This is a genomic window from Streptomyces sp. NPDC003284, assembly GCF_053589675.1.
This window is the reverse complement of the sequence record NZ_JBSFSI010000014.1, coordinates 176,751-195,237: the sequence shown is the minus strand read 5'-3', so window position 1 is coordinate 195,237 and position 18,487 is coordinate 176,751. Positions and strand designations below refer to the sequence as shown.

Annotated in this window: 16 protein-coding genes; 10 read left to right on the top strand and 6 right to left on the bottom strand. The window is 73.2% G+C overall.

The window, feature by feature from the left end; genetic code table 11:
• Positions 1-212: 212 nt before the first annotated feature.
• Positions 213-1,865: a catalase gene (locus ACWDYF_RS26830; RefSeq protein ID WP_389472061.1), complete on the top strand. Its 1,653-nt coding sequence runs from the start codon at positions 213-215 to the stop codon at positions 1,863-1,865.
• A gap of 109 nt (positions 1,866-1,974) precedes the next feature.
• Here ACWDYF_RS26830 and ACWDYF_RS26825 read toward each other — a convergent pair whose 3' ends face one another.
• Entirely contained in the window at positions 1,975-2,820 is an 846-nt protein-coding gene (locus ACWDYF_RS26825; protein ID WP_018566470.1) for a SigB/SigF/SigG family RNA polymerase sigma factor, read from the bottom strand.
• Between the two features lie 328 nt (positions 2,821-3,148).
• Here ACWDYF_RS26825 and ACWDYF_RS26820 point away from each other — a divergent pair, with 328 nt between their 5' ends.
• Positions 3,149-4,795: an MFS transporter gene (locus ACWDYF_RS26820; RefSeq protein ID WP_381744683.1), complete on the top strand. Its 1,647-nt coding sequence runs from the start codon at positions 3,149-3,151 to the stop codon at positions 4,793-4,795.
• Between the two features lie 6 nt (positions 4,796-4,801).
• A complete protein-coding gene (locus ACWDYF_RS26815) occupies positions 4,802-4,975 on the top strand; it encodes a CsbD family protein (RefSeq protein WP_381744684.1) in 174 nt (57 codons plus the stop codon).
• Positions 4,976-5,066: 91 nt separating this feature from the next.
• On the opposite strand, the gene ACWDYF_RS26810 is transcribed toward ACWDYF_RS26815, so the two are convergent.
• Positions 5,067-5,600, bottom strand: coding sequence for a DoxX family membrane protein (locus ACWDYF_RS26810; RefSeq protein ID WP_381744685.1), 534 nt, complete (start codon positions 5,598-5,600; stop codon positions 5,067-5,069).
• A 238-nt stretch (positions 5,601-5,838) separates the two neighbouring features.
• Between ACWDYF_RS26810 and ACWDYF_RS26805 the strand changes: the two genes are divergently transcribed.
• From ACWDYF_RS26805 to ACWDYF_RS26795, 3 genes are all read left to right on the top strand, one after another.
• Positions 5,839-6,396: a hypothetical protein gene (locus tag ACWDYF_RS26805; protein ID WP_389472067.1), complete on the top strand. Its 558-nt coding sequence runs from the start codon at positions 5,839-5,841 to the stop codon at positions 6,394-6,396.
• Positions 6,397-6,749: 353 nt separating this feature from the next.
• The gene (locus ACWDYF_RS26800; protein ID WP_389472070.1) at positions 6,750-7,313 is read left to right on the top strand and encodes a hemerythrin domain-containing protein; all 564 of its coding nucleotides are present in this window, start codon (positions 6,750-6,752) and stop codon (positions 7,311-7,313) included.
• An 88-nt stretch (positions 7,314-7,401) separates the two neighbouring features.
• Positions 7,402-8,724, top strand: coding sequence for a PP2C family protein-serine/threonine phosphatase (locus ACWDYF_RS26795; protein WP_389472073.1), 1,323 nt, complete (start codon positions 7,402-7,404; stop codon positions 8,722-8,724).
• Between the two features lie 127 nt (positions 8,725-8,851).
• Here the strand turns inward: ACWDYF_RS26795 and ACWDYF_RS26790 are convergent, their stop codons facing one another.
• Complete coding sequence (locus ACWDYF_RS26790) at positions 8,852-9,790, bottom strand: SCO6745 family protein (RefSeq protein WP_389472076.1); 939 nt, start codon at positions 9,788-9,790, stop codon at positions 8,852-8,854.
• A 118-nt stretch (positions 9,791-9,908) separates the two neighbouring features.
• Positions 9,909-11,147, bottom strand: coding sequence for a PP2C family protein-serine/threonine phosphatase (locus ACWDYF_RS26785; RefSeq protein ID WP_389472078.1), 1,239 nt, complete (start codon positions 11,145-11,147; stop codon positions 9,909-9,911).
• 368 nt (positions 11,148-11,515) lie between these two features.
• On the opposite strand from ACWDYF_RS26785, the gene ACWDYF_RS26780 reads away from it, so the two are divergent.
• Positions 11,516-12,343 carry an SAM-dependent methyltransferase gene (locus ACWDYF_RS26780; protein ID WP_381744690.1) on the top strand — a complete coding sequence of 276 codons (828 nt, stop codon included), beginning with the start codon at positions 11,516-11,518 and terminating at the stop codon, positions 12,341-12,343.
• Between the two features lie 69 nt (positions 12,344-12,412).
• On the opposite strand, the gene ACWDYF_RS26775 is transcribed toward ACWDYF_RS26780, so the two are convergent.
• A complete protein-coding gene (locus ACWDYF_RS26775) occupies positions 12,413-12,832 on the bottom strand; it encodes a MarR family winged helix-turn-helix transcriptional regulator (RefSeq protein WP_381744691.1) in 420 nt (139 codons plus the stop codon).
• A gap of 62 nt (positions 12,833-12,894) precedes the next feature.
• Here ACWDYF_RS26775 and ACWDYF_RS26770 point away from each other — a divergent pair, with 62 nt between their 5' ends.
• Positions 12,895-13,689, top strand: a complete 795-nt coding sequence (locus tag ACWDYF_RS26770; protein ID WP_389472083.1) for an alpha/beta fold hydrolase — start codon at positions 12,895-12,897, stop codon at positions 13,687-13,689.
• Positions 13,690-13,779: 90 nt separating this feature from the next.
• The gene (locus ACWDYF_RS26765; protein ID WP_389472086.1) at positions 13,780-14,961 is read left to right on the top strand and encodes an AI-2E family transporter; all 1,182 of its coding nucleotides are present in this window, start codon (positions 13,780-13,782) and stop codon (positions 14,959-14,961) included.
• A 403-nt stretch (positions 14,962-15,364) separates the two neighbouring features.
• Here ACWDYF_RS26765 and ACWDYF_RS26760 read toward each other — a convergent pair whose 3' ends face one another.
• Entirely contained in the window at positions 15,365-16,249 is an 885-nt protein-coding gene (locus tag ACWDYF_RS26760) for a hypothetical protein (protein ID WP_389472089.1), read from the bottom strand.
• A 477-nt stretch (positions 16,250-16,726) separates the two neighbouring features.
• On the opposite strand from ACWDYF_RS26760, the gene ACWDYF_RS26755 reads away from it, so the two are divergent.
• Positions 16,727-18,388: a trypsin-like serine peptidase gene (locus ACWDYF_RS26755; protein WP_451584304.1), complete on the top strand. Its 1,662-nt coding sequence runs from the start codon at positions 16,727-16,729 to the stop codon at positions 18,386-18,388.
• Positions 18,389-18,487: the final 99 nt, after the last annotated feature.

The window sequence follows — 18,487 nt, the reverse complement described above, 5'->3', positions numbered from 1 at the left end:
ACCGGTCCGGGACCCGGCCCTGCCGGACGGCCTAACCCCGGCCGTGGGGCGCGGGCAACGGTGCGAAGGTGAACATATCCGCGTGGATACGGGTGAAAAGGTCACCCGGTGGTGCGTGTGCGTACCGCCGCGTCGTGCCGGACGGCGGTCCGCCCAGCGGCCAGCGGCCGCCACGCGGGACCGAGCCGACGACGTCGAAGGAGTCCACGGGCATGACGGACGTATCCAGCAAGAGTCCGGGCGACGACCCGAAGGTCCTCACCAACCGGCAGGGCCATCCCGTCTACGACAACCAGAACCAGCGGACCGTCGGCGCCCGCGGCCCGGCGACGCTGGAGAACTACCAGTTCCTGGAGAAGATCAGCCACTTCGACCGGGAGCGCATCCCGGAGCGGGTGGTGCACGCCCGGGGCGTGACGGCGTACGGCTACTTCGAGGCGTACGGCGCCTGGGGCGACGAGCCGATCGGCCGCCACACCCGGGCCGCGCTGTTCCAGGAGCGCGGCAGGCGCACCGAACTCGCCGTCCGCTTCTCCACGGTGATCGGCGGCCGCGACTCCGCCGAGACCGCCCGCGACCCGCGCGGCTTCGCGGTGAAGTTCTACACCGAGGACGGCAACTGGGACCTCGTCGGCAACAACCTCGGCGTCTTCTTCATCCGGGACGCCATCAAGTTCCCCGACGTCATCCACGCCCTCAAGCCCGACCCGGTGACCTTCGAGCAGCAGCCCCGGCGGATCTTCGACTTCATGTCGCAGACGCCCGAGTCGATGCACATGCTGGTCAACCTGTTCAGCCCGCGCGGCATCCCCGCCGACTACCGGCACATGCAGGGCTTCGGCGTCAACACCTACAAGTGGGTCAACGACGAGGGCCGCACCGTGCTCGTGAAGTACCACTGGATGCCCAAGCAGGGCGTGCGCAGCATGACGGAGGAGGACGCGGCCAACGTCCAGGCGCAGTCCCTGGGCCACGCGACCAAGGACCTCTACGAGGCGGTCGCGCGCGGCGAGTACCCCGAGTGGGAACTGCTCGTGCAGATGATGGACGACAACGACCACCCGGAGCTGGACTTCGACCCGCTGGACGACACCAAGACCTGGCCCGAGCAGGACTTCCCGCCCCGGCCGGTGGGCCGGATGGTCCTCGACCGGATGCCGGAGAACTACTTCGCGGACAACGAGCAGATCTCCTTCGGCACCGGCGTCCTCGTCGACGGCCTGGACTTCTCCGACGACAAGATGCTGGTCGGCCGCACCTTCTCCTACAGCGACACCCAGCGCTACCGGGTCGGCCCCAACTACCTCCAGCTCCCGGTCAACCAGCCCAAGCACGCGCCGGTCCACACCAACCAGCGCGACGGCCAGATGACGTACCACATCGACGGCGGCGGAGCGAACCCCCTCGTCAACTACGAGCCGTCCATCACGGGCGGCCTCCAGGAGGCGGTGTACCCCGCGCACGAGGAGCAGGGGCCCGAGATCCGCGGCCGGCTGACCCGCGCCCGCATCCCGCGCGCCAACGACTACCAGCAGGCCGGCCAGCGCTATCTGCTGATGGAGCAGTGGGAGCGCGACGACCTCGTGAAGAACCTGGTGGGCCAGCTCTCCCGGTGCGACCGGCCGGTGCAGGAGCGCATGGTGTGGCACTTCCTGCTGGTCGAGAACGAGCTGGGCCTGAGGGTCGGCGAGGGCATCGGCGTCTCGCCCCAGGACGTGGCGGGGCTGAAGCCGCTGGCCGGACAGGACCTCACCGACGAGGACCGCAAGCGGCTGTCCCGGCTGGGCGAGAACCCGCCGCGCGACGTGGAGGGCCTGACCATGACCCACTGCGTCCCCGACGAGCGGCACACCGTGACCCGCTGATCACCCGCACGCACGGGAACGGGCGCCGGCCCCGGGATCTCCTCCCGGGGCCGGCGCCCGTCCTCGGCTCACGCTGTCACGGCCGGCGCGCGCCGACCGCGCCGACTGCTCAGTGCACGCTCAGCAGACCCTGCCGCAGCCGTCCCAGCAGCCGGTTGAGCAGCCGCGAGACATGCATCTGCGAGATCCCCAGCCGCTCGCCGATCTGCGCCTGCGTCATCTCCTCGACGAACCGCATGTGGATGATCTGCCGGTCCCGTTCGTCCAGCTCCTCCAGCAGCGGCGCGAGGCTGTGCAGGTCCTCCACCAGCTCCATGCTCATGTCCTCGGCGCCGATGAAGTCGGCCAGGACGCTCTCGCCGTCCTCACTGCTGCTGACGGCGGCGTCCAGGGACGCGGACGTGTAGCCGTTGGACGCCACCCGGGCGTCGATGACCTCCTGCTCGGGGAGGTTCATCAGCTCCGCCAGCTCCTTGGTGGTGGGCTTGCGCCCGAGCCGGCTGCTCAGCTCCTCGGTGGCCTTGGCCAGCTCCACCCGGGCCTCCTGGAGCCGCCGCGGCACATGCACGGCCCAGGTGGTGTCCCGGAAGAAACGCTTGATCTCGCCGACGATGTACGGCACGGCGAAGGAGGTGAACTCCACCTCGCGGGAGATCTCGAACCGGTCGATCGCCTTGATCAGGCCGATCATGCCGACCTGGACGATGTCCTCCATCTCCTGGGGACCCCGGCTGCGGAAGCGGCCCGCCGCGTACCGCACCAGCGACATGTTCATCTCGATCAGCGTGTTGCGCGCGTACTGGTACTCGTGCGTGCCCTCCTCCAGGTGCGCGAGCCGGTCGAAGAACACCCGGGACAGAGCGCGTGCGTCGGTCGGCGCGACCTGTGAGGGGTCGGGCACCTCCGGCAGCTCCGTCCGAGCTCGGATCGCCTTCGCCTCCGCGGTCACCGCCATCGCGCGGCCCTCCCTCTCAGCTGCTGTTCCTGCCCGTCGTGACCGCCCCGTCACCGAGTGCGGCCTGGGCAGCGTGTACCCGCCTTCGAACCTCTCACACCATTATTTCTCCACCGGAGCGATTTCACCCCCCGGGGTGCGGTGCGCGCGGCCCGGCCGGGCCCGCCGGACGCGACGCGCTGAAGTGGCCCCGGACGCGCCGAGCGGCGATCGTGTCCGTGAGGGTGTTCCGCACCGGGCCCCAAAACGCGCCTTCGGAGCGCGGGACCCGGAGCGCGGGACCCGACGGCCGGTGCGCGCCCGCGAGCCGCGACCGGGAGGAGCGTGGGTGAACAGGCAAGTGCGGTCCGGCGGTCGCCGCGGCGACCCGGCGGGCGCGCCCGACCCCAGGCGCTGGAAGGCCCTGTGGGTCACGCTGGCGACCGGCTTCATGAGCCTGCTCGACGTCACCATCGTGGCCGTCGCGCTGCCGTCCATGCAGCGCGACCTGGGCACCTCGGCGTCCTCCGTGCAGTGGGTGGTGTCCGGCTACGCCCTGGCGTTCGCCCTGGTCCTGGTGCCCGCCGGACGGCTCGGCGACGCGATGGGCCGCCGCCGTATCTTCCTGTGCGCCCTGGCCGCCTTCGTGCTGTGCAGCGCCGGTGCCGGTGCCGCCCCCAGCATCACCTGGCTCGTCGTGGCCCGCCTCGCCCAGGGCGCCTGCGCGGGCTGCCTGGCCCCGCAGAACTCCGCGCTGATCCAGCAGATGTTCCGCGGGGCCGAACGCGGACGCGCCTTCGGTCTCTTCGGCGCCGTCGTGGGCGTCTCCAGCGCGGTCGGGCCGATCACCGGCGGCCTGATCCTCGCCCTCGCCCAGGGCACCCAGGGCTGGCGCTGGATCTTCTACGTCAACGTCCCCGTCGGCGCCGTCGCCCTGCTGCTCGGCCTGCGGCTGCTGCCCAGAGTGGCGCCCGGCCGCCGGGAACGGCTCGACCTGCCCGGCGTGACCCTGCTCGGCACCGGCGTCCTGGCCCTGATGCTGCCCCTGGTCTTCGCCGAGAGCGGCGGCCTGCACCGGCTGTGGTGGCTCTTCCCGCTCGGCGCGCTGCTGCTGGTCTGCTTCGCCCGGTGGGAGGGGCGGGTGGCGGCCCGCGACGGGCAGCCCCTGCTGGACCCGCGGCTGCTCACCGGCACCCGCGGCTACGGCCTGGGCACCGCGCTCGGCGCGCTGTACTTCGTGGGCTTCAGCGGCGTATGGCTGGTGTTCGCGCTCTTCTTCCAGAACGGCCTGGGCTACGAGCCGCTGCGCTCCGGGCTCGCGGTGACGCCGTTCGCCATCGGCTCGGCCGCCGCCGCGGTCGTCTCCGGGCGCCTGGTGGAGCGGCTGGGACGGCTGCTCACGGTCTGCGGGCTGGTCGCGGTGGTGCTCGGTCTCGGCGCCACCGCGCTGATCCTGCACTCCGCCCCGCCCGCCATGCTCACCTGGCTCGCGGCGCCCGCCCTGCTCGTCGGCGGCCTCGGCAGCGGCTGCGTCATCTCACCGAACGTGACGATGACACTCCGCGACGTACCCGTGCGGATGGCCGGGGCGGCGGGCGGCGCCCTCCAGACCGGCCAGCGGCTGGGCGGCGCCGTGGGCACGGCCGCGCTGCCGGGCCTCTTCTACGCGGTGCTCGCCGCGACCGGGCAGGACTACCGCGCCGCCGTGGCGCTCGCGGTCGGCTCCGCGCTCGTGGCGATGCTGGCGTCCCTGGCGGTGGCCGTCCTCGACTGGCGCCGCGACCACCGGCGGCCCCCGGCCCCGGCGTCCGGCGGGCCCGCGCGCACCCCCTCGCCGGGTCCGGACGGGTCCGTTCACTCCGACGGCCGTACGGACAGGTGCGGAACGCGCGGCGGGGGTTCCCCCGGCGGCGCGCCCGGCCCACGGCCAGGTTTGCCGCGCACCGCACAGGACACCCGGTGCGGTGACACCGACCTCGATCATGGCTGGGAGTGAGCGACCGTGGCTGGAGACCAGAAGGCCAAAGCCAAGAAGGAACAGATGAAGGGCAAGGCCAAGGAGACGGTCGGGCGCACCGTGGGCAACGAGCGGATGACCGCCGAGGGCCGCGCCGAGAAGACCAAGGGCGACGCACGCCAGGCCAAGGAGAAGGGCAAGGACGCCCTCAAGCCCTGACGCGCCCTGACGCCGTCGGCACACAGACTCCGCGGGCCCCCAGCCGTACACCGGCTGGGGGCCCGCGGAGTCTTCCGTCCGCCGCCGGGGCTCAGCCCGGCAGCTTGGCCCGCAGACCGCCGACCGCGGCGGCCGGTCGCGCCGTCGCCCGGACCGAGTGCCGCACCAGGGCGGCGTCGCGCCGCAGCTCATGGGCCGTGTGCCGGCCGCGCCACAGCCACGACGGCGCGGCACCGGTGTCGTCGGCGGCGATGAGCAGCCCGCCGAGCATGGAGAGGTTCTTCAGGAAGTGGATGCGCTGCTGGGCCCGCTCGCCGGGGTCCTTCGCCTCCCAGAAGCGGTGCCCGGCCAGCGTGGTCGGCACCAGTGTGGCCGCCAGCGCCAGGGCGGAGAGCCGGGGGAGCCGCCCGAGACCGAGCAGCACACCGGCGGCGACCTGCACGCCCCCGCTCAGCCGTACGACCTGTTCGGTCCGGTCGGGCAGGAGGGCCACGCGTTCGGTGATCGGACGGACGACCGGTTCGGCCAGCGGGGTGACGGCCTCGGGGTTGCGGACGGAGTTCAGGCCGCCGACGACGAACATGGAGGCGAGCAGGGGACGACCGGCCACGCGCAGCAGACTCATGGTCCTCTCCAGACGTGAGGGGTGTACGGCCTCCGCCGGGTTCCCGGACCCGCCGGATGCATTCGAGCCGGAGGGACCGGACCGGATCTGGCCGGAACACCGGGCAACCTTCTTCGTCTTTCGGAACTGTGACAGTTTTCCGGGACATTACGGAACCGGAGAGCGGTCCGCGCGGGTCTTGTCCGACGACCGACGAGCCGGGAACCGACCCGGCCCCATGCATTGGGGGAACCCTCACATGCCCATGCGTGTCCGCACCCGACGAATCCTGATCGCCGCCGCCGCGCTCGCCGCGGCCGGCTCCCTGACCGCGATGACCCCGGCGGCCGCGGGCCCCGGGACCTCCCCGGCCCGTACGGCGCGCACGGTGGCCGCGCCCGCGACCGCCGCCCGAACCGTCTCCGCCTCCGTCGCGCCCGCCGCTGCCGCCCAGGGCGACCCGCGCAGCGTCACCCAGCGGGTCGCCGACTTCTACGGCGCCTACATCGACACGGCCTGGGACGGCTCCGATCCCGCCGCGGGCGCCGACGCCAAGGCGCTGAAGGCGTTCTACCTGACCGCGGGCGCCCGCAGGGCCGTCGCCGCGTACGAGGCCAGGGAGCACGCCGACGGCATCCTCTTCGCACAGAACGTGCCGGTGAAGTGGAAGGTCGTCTACGCCGGATCGGGCGGCGGCCACGCCACCAGCAGGGTCTACCTCACCTGGAGCGACGGCAGGAACGCCCAGGTGACGAAGATCGACGTACGGTCCGACCTCAGGACCCGCAAGATCACGGACCTCAGGCCGGTCCGCTGACGGCGGCGGGCGGCCGGTCCCTCCCGGGGCACGCCGCCCGCCCCGCCACCGCTTACGGTGCTGTTCCCCGTCCGGGGCGTGGACCGCCGTGGCCGGACCGCGCCGTGGCCGAACAGGGTGGCCTCGACCGGCCCGGGGAGTGCTCCGTCGCGGCGAACGTGCGCGCGGGCCGCGTCCCGGCCTGGTCGGCTCCGTGCCGGAACGATTCGCCCGGCACCCGCCCGCGCAGCGGCTTGGTCATCAGCGGCGTACGCCCGCCGGGGCGGCGCACGACGGTGTCACCGGGACCCGTCCGGGAACCCGCCGGGCGGTCCAGCGGTACACATCACCTTCGAGCGGCGAGGAGCCCGGCCATGGGACACGGCGGAGACGTCATCCGGGAACTGACCATCGACCACCGCGCGGTGGAGGAGATCTTCGCGCAGATCGAGGCCCTCCCCACCGGGGACCGGCGGCGCAAGAACTTGGCGGACCAGGCCACCATCGAACTGGTCCGGCACTCCGTGGCCGAGGAGATGTACCTCTACCCGGCCGTACGGCGGCTGCTGCCGGACGGCGACGCGATCGCCGACCGGGAGACCGACGACCACGCGCGGGCGGAGCGCACCATGAAGGACCTGGAGGACTGCCCGGCCGACGAGATCCGCTTCGGCCGGCTCATGGGACGCCTGATGCGCGAGACCCGCGAACACGTCACGGACGAGGAGCAGAACCTCTTCCCCCGGCTGCGCGCGGCGGCCGACGCCGGGGAGCTGGAGGAACTCGGCGACAAGGTGCGCACGGCGAAACGGACCGCGCCGACCCGGCCGCATCCCTCCGCCCCGGACACGCCGCCCGGCAACAAGCTCCTGGCGCCCGGCGCGGGCATGATCGACCGGCTCAGGGACGCCCTGTCCGGGCGCGGCGGGACCGGCTGAGACGGGCCGCCACCCGCGCGGAGCCACGGCGCGTTCCGTGCGCCGCACCGCGGGTCGCTGCCCGCCCGCGGCCCCGGTCGGTGCTGGGATGGAACCGGTGGAAGGATCCGGCGGTCCGCGGCGCGCCCGTCCGGATCCCCGGACCGTGGGAAAGGGGCGGCCGGTGCAGGGCGAGCAGGGACCCGGACCCGGTGCGGCGGACGCGGGCCGCGCCGCGCGGGCGGACAGCTTCGCGCGGGCCGAACGCGCCGTCGGCGCGATCGGCACCACCCTGGACGTCCGCAGGACCGCAGCCGAACTGGCCGGGTTCCTCGCCGAGGAGTTCTGCGAGGCCGCCGCCGTGGACCTCTTCGACCACCCGCGGGACACCGGCCGCGGGGCGGCCGGGCGGCCCGGCGCCCTGCACCACGCGGCCGTGGCCGGGCGCCGTGCCCTCCTCGCAGGCCTCGAACGGGTCCCGCGCCTCGACGTCGTCGTCCAGGCGCTGGACGCGGGCCATCCGATCACCGCGTCCTTCACCGCGGCCGGCGGGGTGAGCCTGGCCGCCCTGTCGGTGCCGCTGCTCGCCTGGGGCCGGGTCTACGGCGTCGTCCTCGCCCTGCGGACCGGGCGGCTCTTCGACGACGACGAGACGGCGGCGGTGCACTACACGGCACGCGTGGCGGCGGCCCATCTGCGGCACGCGGAGGAGCACCAGGAGATGGGCGAGCAGGTCCGCCGGCTCCAGCAGGTGCTGGTGGCCGACCCGGGCCGCCCGCACCCCAACATCGAACTGGCCACCCGCTATCTGCCCGCCGGCCGGGGCACGCTGGTGGGCGGCGACTGGTGCGAGACGGTACGCCTGCACTTCGGCCGGACGCTGCTGGTCATCGGCGACGTGATGGGCCATGGGCTGGACGCGGCGGTCGACATGAACGCCTACCGCTCGATGCTGCGCTACGTCGCCGCCGCCGACCTGCCGCCCCACCGCATCCTGCGCCAGGTGGACGCCACGATGGCCGAGGAGCGGGGCCGCCGCCCGGCGACCTGTCTGCTGGCGCTGCTCGACCCGGCCCGGGGCACCGCCACCTACGCGGGAGCGGGCCATCCGCCACCGGTCGTCTTCCACGGCGACGGCACCGCCGGGCCCGTCCCGGTGCCGGTCGGCCCTCCGCTCGGCACCGGACTGGGCGCGTACGAGCCGGTCGGGCGGCCGCTGCTGCCCGACGACACGCTGGTCCTGTTCACCGACGGCCTCGTCGAGCGGCGCGGCGAGGACATCGACGTCTCGCTCGCCCGGCTCGCGGCCCTGCGCGTCCGGCCGGGGCAGGGCGTGTCCCGGCTGCTGGACGAGATCCTCGCCGGGCTGGCGGCGGACCGGGCCGACGACGACGTCGCCGTCCTCGCGGCCCGCCCGCGCCACCGCGCCTGACGGTCTCCCGCGCCCGCCCGCGCCACCGTGTCCGACCGTCTCCCGCGTCCGCCCGTCTCCCGCGTCGCCTGATACACCGTGTCCGACCGGCTCGGACCGTCCGGCCGTCTCCGGTGTCCCGGATGTCTCAGCGGCTGGTGCCGCTGGTGATGCCGGTGGCGCCGGTGCCAGCGGCCGCCGCGGTGGCGGCCCGCGCCGACTCCCAGAGCGTGCCGGTGAGACCCGCGGGATTGCCGGCCGGGATCAGACCGGCGCGCAGCACCGCCTCGGCCAGGGGTTCGAGGAGTGCGGCCAGCCGCGCCCCGGCGTCCGCCCCCACGGCGGCCCACGGCTGCGCCGCCGCCGCGTCCGTCCGCGCCTCGATGTCGGCGCGCCCGGCGACCCCGGCTGCGGTCAGGGCGCCGTCCCCGTCGAGCCAGCCGCGCACCCGCAGGGCGGCCTCGGCCGCCTGCCACGCCCGCGGCTCCCATGGGCGGATCTCCCGCAGCAGCCCCGCGTCGGACTCGCCCGCCGCCGTCTTCAGCACCATCGCCGCGACCGGGCCGAGACCTAGGGACACCAGGACGGCGACATGCCCGTCCCCGCGGTGCTCGCGCAGCGTCGTCAGGGCCTGCCAGAGCCGCAGGTGCGGCTGCGCGGGCCGGTCCAGCGCCTGGTTGGCCGCGGAGAGGACCCGTCCGGCGGTGTCCGCCGCCTCGGCCGCCGCCCACGCCAGGTCGGCCGCCTCGGTCAGGGCGGCACCGGTGACCGCGTCCCGCCCGAACAGGCGGGTCAGGGCCTCGTCCATGGCGTGCTGCCGGGCCGCGAGCGCGTCCGCCGGGGTGGCCAGCTCCCACGCGTCCGGCAGGGACCGGCGCACGTGGTGCGGCGGGAAGACGTAGAACGAGCTGGTGACGACCGGGGCGCCGACCGGGCCCAGCGGGGCGGCGCGCAGCGCGAAGTAGCCCATCCAGAAGCCGCGCAGACCGGCCTCGGCGGCGGCCTGCCGCGCCTCGGGCGTGAAGTAGACCAGACTGTGGACGGGCTCGTACCGCTCCCACAGCGTCCGTGCCAGTACCGCGCTCATGTGGCTCCTCCCCGAGACCCGCCCCGCCCGCACGCACGCCGTCGTACGGCCGCCATGGGCAGCAGCATGGACCATGACAGCCGTCATAACAACCCCGTGACCAGTGCGCCCGCCCGGTTCAGTGCCTGCCCGGCGTCAGCTCGGCCAGCAGCAGTGTCCGGTCGTCGGAGACGTCGTCGGCGCCGGAACCGGCGAGCAGCCGGCGGCACAGCGACGGCAGGGCGTCCGGGCCGTCGGGCTCCGGCGCCTCCTCGGTACCGGCGTCGAGGTCCCGGGCGAGCCGGGTGATGCCCTGGTCGATGTCCTGGGTGCGGGACTCGACCAGGCCGTCGCTGTAGAGCAGCACGAGGGAGGGCTCCGACAGCGGCAGCACGGTCGGCTCGTAGCGGCCCGTGCCCAGCCCCAGCGGCAGCCCCGGGGTGACGAGGGAGACGCGGCGGGCCGGACCGCCCGGCCCGCGGATCAGGGGCGGCGGATGACCGGCCCCGACGAAGGTGCACAGGTTCAGATCCGCGTCCCACTCCGCGTACATGCAGGTGGCGAAGGGTGCGCCGGGCGTGTCACCGGCGACGGCGTCCAGCCGGTGCAGCAGTTCGCTGGGGCCGATGTCGAGCGCCGCCAGGGTCCGCACCGCGGTCCGCAGCTGGATCATGGCGACGGCGGACTCCGGGCCGTGCCCCATCGCGTCGCCCACGATCATCCCGAGGCGGCGCCCGGCCCGGGGCAGCACGTCGTACCAGTCCCCGCCGATGACGGTGTCCTGCCCGGCGGGCCGGTAGCCGTGGGCGACCCGGCAGCCCTCGAAACTCTGACCGGTGTCCGGGAGCAGGCTGCGCCGGATCGCCAGCGCGGTGCGGCGCTCCCGCTCGTAGCGCCGGGCGTTGTCCAGCGCGACTCCGGCCCGGGAGCCCAGCGACTCCACGGCCACGGCCTCCACCCGCGCGAACGGCTCACGGTCGGGGCCGCGGGTGCAGGCGATGAAGCCGACCGCCGTGCCGCGCAGGCGCAGCGGGACGATGAGGAACGACGCGCTGCGCACCAGCGCGTCCACACCCATGTGGTCCGGGCCGGTCTTGAGCAGCCGTTCGGCGGTGTGGTCGTCGACGCCGTCCAGCAGCTGCGTCTGCCCGCTGGCGACGGCTCGCGCGTACGGCGTCTCGCGCGGGAAGACCAGTACCTCGCCGACCGGCAGCAGATGCTCCCAGTCCTCGGCCGCGTCCGCTCCTATCCGCAGGGCGAGGCGGCGTGCCTCGATCTGCGGCGGATCGGCGGCCATGCGCGCCTCCTCCTCCACCAGCCAGCGCTGGAGCAGGTAGACCGAGGCCGCGTCGCAGAAACCGGGCGCCAGCGCGTGCACGACATGGCGGCCGGTCAGCTCCAGGTCGAGTTGCGACCCGATGGCGTCGGCCGCCGGGGAGAAGTACCGGCGGCGGACGGCAGGCGCGGGGTGGGCGCCTTCCGGCTCACGGCGGACGCGGGGTTCGGTGCGTTCTGTGTTCCGCAGGGTCGTTGCCTTCCGGGTGGGGCCGGTGTCGGCGTGGGGCGGGTGGTCCGGTAGGGCGGGTGGTGGGGTGCGCGGCGGTGTGTCCGGAGCGCGGGAAGCCGTCCGGCTGTGGGGTGGGTCCGGGGCTTCCAGGTGGTCGGGTGTGCGGCGGAGCGGTGGCGTGTGCCGTGCGCAACTATATGATGCCGGGTCAAGGTCACCGATCAGTAGGGGAGTTGGTCATGCTCCAGGGGGACGGTCTGCCGCAGGGCGTGGATCCGGGCAAGGCCAGTGTGGCCAGGATGTACGACGCCATGCTGGGCGGTGAGCACAACTTCGCCATAGACCGGGAGGCGGTGGCCGCCTTCACGGCGATCGATCCCCAGGTCCGCACCCTGGCCCGCGCCAACCGGGCCTTCCTCGGCCGGGCGGTGCGCTTCCTGGCGGAGGCGGGCGTACGCCAGTTCATCGACCTCGGTTCCGGCATCCCCACCCAGGGCAACGTCCACGAGGTCGCCCAGGCCGCCGCACCCGGCGCCCGGGTGGTGTACGTGGACAACGACCCGGTGGCGGTCGCGCACAGCGAGGCGCTGCTCGCCGACAACCCGGGCGCGGCCATCGTCGCCGGTGACATCCGGCGCCCGGAGGAGATACTCGCCGCGCCCCGGGTGCGCGAACTCATCGACTTCGGGCAGCCGGTCGCCGTCCTGATGATCACGATCCTGCACTTCGTCACCCCGCAGGAGGACCCGGCCGCCATCGTCGCCGCGTTCCGGGACGCGCTGCCCGAGGGCGGCTGGCTCGCCCTGACCCATGCCACCGACGAGGACCGCCCGGACACCGCGGCGGCCGTCGGGCAGTTGTACCGCGACCGGGCGACGTCACCGGTCACGGCCCGCTCGCACGACGCGATCCTGTCGCTGTTCGACGGGTTCGACCTGGTGGACCCCGGCCTGGTCCATGTGCCGCTGTGGCGGCCCGGCGACGCGGACGAGATCCCGGAGAACCCCTCCCAGTACTGGGTGTACGCGGGCGTGGGGCGCAAGGCGGCGGCGACGCCCGCCCGTTGAGGCGTAACGTCACCTCTCGCCGCGGACACGGCCGCGCGGGCCGCTCGCGGGCGGGCCGCCCGCCCTCCGTCAGGCGCCGTCCTCCGACGTCAGGCGCCGCAGCAGCACGAGCAACCGCTCCCGGTCGTCGTCGGACAGCGTGGCGAAGCACGAGGCCAGCACCTCGTCGGCGACCTGGTGGCCGGAGGCCAGGACGCGTTCGCCCGCCGGGGTGAGGTGGTGCTCGATCCGCCTGCCCCGGCCCGGTGTGCGCTCGACCAGCCCCTGCGCGGCGAGCCGGCCCACGAGCGTGCCGAAGGCCTGCTCGCTCTGGAAGGTGGCGGCGGCCAGCTCACGCGCCGAGGCGCCCGGCGTACGGCCGACCGCCCGCAGCGCGTCCCATTGGGCGAGCGTCGTCCCCACCGCGGACAGGGCGCTGTCGAGCGCCCGGTGCTGGCGGTACTGGGCGAGCTTGACGGCCCGGCCGAGTGTTTGCAGGTCGGCGTCCATGGGGGAAGTCTAGAGCATGACTAAGCTAGCTTATATAAAGATGCTTAGTTACAGTGTCGGGCATGTTCACGGACCACACGGCGCACGTCTACGCCGACCTGCCCCTCACCCTCTCCGCGTCCGGCACCGGCCGACCGGTGCTGATCCTGCACGGCGGCGGAGGCCGCGCCACCGTCGCCGGGATCGCCGCGCACCTCTCCCGCACCGCCCACACCCTCACCCCGGTCCACCCCGGCTGGGAGGGCACCCACCGCCCCGCGTGGCTGACCGGGGTCGACGACCTCGCCCTCGCCTACCTCCACCTCCTGCACGACCGCGGCCTGGACGACGTCCTGGTCGTCGGCTCCTCGCTGGGCGGCTGGACGGCCGCCGAGATGGCGGTGCGGGACACGGCCGGGGTGATCAGCGGCCTGGTCCTCCTCGACGCCGTCGGCGTCCGGGTGCCGGACGAACCCGTCACCGACGTCCTCGCCCTCGACCCCCGCGGCCTGGCCGAGCACTCCTGGCACGACCCGACGCCCTTCCTCGCCGCCCTGGCCGACGCACCGCCCGGAGAGGCGGCCCGGCGGCAGGCCGACCTGGCCACGATGCGCGTCCTGGCCGGCGACCCCTACATGCACGACCCCAAGCTGCTGCGCAGGCTCGGACGCGTCCGTACGCCCGCCCTGCTGGTGTGGGGGGAGAGCGACCGCGTGGTGACCCCCGCCTACGGCGCGGCGTACGCCGGTGCCTTCGCCGACGGCCGGATCGAGGTCGTACCCCGGGCCGGGCACCTTCCGCAGCTCGAACAGCCCGACGCCACCCTCGCCCTGATCGAGGACCATCTGCGCCGGACGGGGAGCCCCGCGCGCCGATGACCCGCGCCCCGGCGCGTGGCGCCCACGGCCGGGCCGGAGCGCCCCGTACGGTGACCGGGACCTGACCGTACGTCGGCAGCGGGAGGCGCGGTGGCGGATGCGGGCGGTGCGGCGGCCGGGCGGGGCCGCGGGCGCCGGCCGGGCGACATGGTCCTGGGCAGCAGACCGGCGCACTCCACGAGGATCCCGCCGCGACCGCGCCCCGAGCGGACCGCCCCGCCCGCCGAGCACCCGCGCGCCGAGCGCACCGTCCCCTGGCTGCGCGTCGCCGCCGCCTACGCCTGGCGCCTCATCCTGGTCGGCGCCGCCGTCTACGGCGTCTTCACCGTGCTGGGCCGCTTCCAGCTCATCGCGGTGGCCGTGTTCGTCGCGCTGGTCGTCACCTCGGTCCTGCGCCCGGCCGCCGACCGGCTGAACCGGGTGCTGCCCCGTCCGCTGTGCGTGGCCGTCGTACTGGTGCTCTCCCTGCTGGTGCTCTTCGCGCTGCTCGCCTTCGTGGCCGGGGCGGTGGCGGGGGAGTGGGGCCGGCTGACGAACGAGCTGACCGGCGGCATCCACCGGATCGAACAGTGGCTCCAGCGCTCGCCGTTCCGGATCGGTCCGGGCCGGCTCTCCGCGCTCCAGAACCAGTTCCTGTCCTATCTCTCCGCCCACCGCGCGAGCCTCTTCGACAGCGCGGTGAGCGGTCTGGGGCGGCTCGTCGAACTGGTCACGGCGGGCGCGCTCGCCCTGTTCACCTCGGTCTTCTTCATCCATTCCGGGGAACGCCTGTGGCGCTGGGCGCGCGATCAGCTGCCCGTCGGCGCCCGGCCGGTCTGGGAACGGGCCGGGCAGGCGGCCTGGCGGGCCTTCGCCGGGTACACCCGCGGCATCATCATCGTGGCCGCCACCAACGCCGTCCTCGTGGGCGTCGCCCTGTTCGTGCTGCGGGTGCCCCTCGCACTGCCGCTGGCCCTGCTGGAGTTCTTCGCGGCCTTCATCCCGCTGGTCGGCTCACCGATCGCGCTCGCGGTGGCCACCGTGGTCGCCCTCGCCGGACGCGGCCCGCTCACCGCGCTGGCCGTGATCGTGCTCATCGTCGTCATCGGCCAACTGGAGGGCCATGTCCTGCATCCGCTGGTGATGAGCTGGGCGGTCCGCCTGCACCCGCTGGTCGTCGCGGTCTCCGTGATCGCGGGCAGCATCGTCGCCGGGGTGATCGGCGCGATCGTCGCGGTCCCCTTCGTCTCGGTGGTCTGGGCGGTCCTCCAGGCGCTGCGGCGCCCGGCCTAGTACCCGGCCGGACTGCTGACCGCCGACGTCACCCCGCACCCGGACGGCCTGGCCGTCGCCGTGCTCCCCGGCACGACCAAGCACTCGGTGCGCGACATGAAGATCCGCTACGCCGACGATCCCGAGATCTGCCCGGTCCGGGCCTGGACCGCGTACGGCAAGGTCGGGGTCCTGGACCGCTCCGCAGGCGGGGTCCGCATGAGTACCGTTCACGAAGTTCTCGCAGGCGCCGTCTCGCCCGTCCGGTCAGCTCCGGTCCAGGACATCCGACGGTCACCCGCGTCCCCGGACCTGTCGGGGTATCGACGCTGCAGTGCGGCGCTCGGTGCACGGCGCGGCGGGGGATCACCTGTGCGCGACACCGTCTGGGGCACGGGGGCGGCGGAGGGGCGTCGGCCTGGACTCAGGCGGCCTTGGCGCGGCGGGAACGGCTGAGCAGGAGGACCACTGCGGCCAGGATGGCGGCGAGGAGCGCACCGCCCGCGGCCCATGCGATCGCCGTGCCGCGGGACGCCTCGGCGGAGTGCGCTGCCGCCGGTCGGCTGGAGCATGCGTCGCCACGGGCGGCAGGGGTGATGCGCAGCCGGGCCCACGGTCTGGCGGGGCCTTCTTGATCCGCGTCGTGCCGGTAGACGACGTGGAGGCCTGAGGTGGCTTCGCACTTGAGGGTGGTGGTGGCGGTCAGGACGGCCCTGTCGCCGCGGAGGACGGGCCGGTCGGTGAACGCATCGGAGGTGAGGGTGATGGAGCCGTCGCTGCCCTCGTCGAAGTTGTCGGTGATCGTGATGCGGCTGCCGGCCCGGAACGTCCGTACGTCCCATTCCGACTGGGGCCAGGTGGTGCCCGGAGCCCAGCGTTCCTCCGGGTCGGTGGGGGGCAGTTCCTTCACCTTGCCGGGGCAGGCCCGGCGCGCGGCCTCGTCGATCGGTATGACTCGGACCCGCGCCCAGCGGAAAGGGTGTTCGTCGGGGCCGACGTCTCCTGCGCCGCGCCGCAGGACCGGGTAGGTGCCTGGCCTGGCCTCGCAGGCGATGGTGACGGTGGTGGTCAGCAGCGGATCCGTCATGCGCAGTTCGCCTGCCGCGATGAACGCGGATGAGTGCATGGTGTCGCCGTATCCCGCCTCGCCCTGTTCGGCGTTGACCGTCAGCCGGTCGCCGGGCCGTACCGATGTGACGCCCCGGTAGGTGACCGAGGACGCCGGCTCCGCTGCCGAGGCCGGCCCCACAGCCAGGAGGGACACCAGGAGCGGGAGTGCCGTCCATGCTGCGGCACGGAGTCTTTCCATCGCTGTTCCCGTCCTGCCTTTTGACGCTGTGTCAGGTGCGTCGTGTCGGTATTCTTGCGATCTTCAATAACGAACTGGTGTGCGAGTGAGGTGACGTGCTCTCGCTCCATGTTCGGCTTGCTTCAAGACGGAAGGACACCTCGTTGCGTTCCAGATGCAGATGGATTCCGGCTCTGGCTCTCGCTCTCGGACTGTGTGGGGGCGTACTCGGCGCCGGTCCGGCGTCCGCTGTGACCGGAACTCCACTTCCCACGGTTTCGGTCGCGCGCACGGCCTCCGGCGTCGGCCGGTATGTGGCGTCGCAGTCGCCCATGCCCTCGGCCTCATCGGCGATCGCGGGGGCCGCCGCAGAGCCGAACGGCCTCCCCGCCGGCTCCACCAGTCCGTCGGCCGGTTACCAGTCCGTCGGCCGGTTCCACCACACCCTCGGGTGGACCGGTCCTCGGTGAGGAGGAGAAGTACTGGACCGCGGACCGCATGGACAGCGCCGTGGCGATCGATGCCGCACCGGCCGTGACCGGTACGGCATCGATCGCACAGCGGGCCGCCGGCAACCTGGCGGCGCCATCCGGAACACCCGATTCCGAGCACTTCCCCGGCCACTCGGTGGTGGGAACCTTCTTCTTCGACGGCAAGCCGCTGGGCGGTCCGACAACCTATTGCACGGGCAGCGTCGTTCACACGGCCGCCAAGGACATCGTTCTGACCGCCGGGCATTGCGGACTCGGCCTGCAGTCGGCGAGTCACCGCATCTTCGTGCCGCAGTACCGCGTCGGCAGCTCCGCCCCGGAGCAGCCCTACGGCGTCTTCCCTGTCGCCCAGATATATCTGGACAAGCGCTACGCGTCGAACACCAAGACGGACACGTCCGACCTCGACCTGGCTTTCGCTCAGGTCGATGCCACCAGCCGCGGCAAGGTCGAAGACGTCACAGGCGCTCTCACTTTCACGCCCACCAGCAGCTACAACCACAAGGTCACCGTCATCGGCTATCCCGGCTCCGGCGCCGTCAACCCCGATCACGTGCCCGTCCGCTGTCCCGTCACCACATCCCAGCTGCCCGGTTTCCGGCAGATGCGCATGACCTGCAAGGGTTTCCACGGAGGTGTCTCCGGCGGCCCCTGGATCGAGGACTACGACAGCACCACCGGTACCGGCAAGGTCATCGGCAACACAGGCGGATACAACGGCGGCGGCAACGACGCCAACGTCGACTGGGTGACGTACGCGCCGGTCTACGGCGCCGACGCCCAGGATCTGTTCGACCACGCCGCTGCCCATCAGCAGGTGGCCACGAAGCCGCCCTACGCGGGGTCGGGCGACCCTCATCTGCCCGGCACGGCATCCACCTGGCAGCACGCCGAGCTGGTGGCCTCCGGTGACTTCCGGCAGACCGGCCACAGCGACATGATCGTGGTCTGGACGGACGGCGAGGTCACCCTCTACCCCGGCAACGGGCGCGGCGGCTACGACAATGAGCGGCAGTTGCTGGCGGCGAACGGGACCTGGCAGCACGCCGAGACCGTCACCGCCGGAGACTTCACCGGGTCCAACCAGTTCGACCTGCTGGTGCGCTGGGTGGACGGCGAGGTGACGTTGTACGGGGATGTGGGCAGCAAGGGCCTGAACTGGGACGGCACCCAGATGATCAAACCCAACGACACCTGGAGGAACGCCACCCAGATCGCCGCGGGCCGCTTCGCGGCCTCGCAGTACGTCACCGACCTGATCGTGCGCTGGACCGACGGTGAACTGAGCCTCTACACCAACGTCAGCGCCGGCACGTTCGGCCAGGAGCACAAGCTCAAGGACCCCAACCGAACCTGGAAGGACGCCACACTCCTGACCAGCGGCGAGTTCTCCGGCAACCAGAAATGGGACCTCATGGTGCGCTGGACCGACGGTGAACTCGACAACTACGTCGGCACCACCGCGTCAGGCCTCGGACAGGAACAACGGATCCTGAACCCCAACGGAACCTGGACACACGACATGGCCATGGCGACCGGCAACTACACCGCGAACGGCCGCACCGACGACCTCCTCATCCGCTGGTCCGACGGGGAGACCACCATGTACACCGACACCGGCGCCACACGGCTGGGAACCGAGCGCATGCTCGTCGCTCCGACCTCCTGACCCGCCGGCATCGTACGGGCGCCCACGTTGGACGACATGTCGTACAAGCCTGGGCGGCAAGCCGTACGGGGGGACTGGACCAGCCGGGAGCACCTTTCG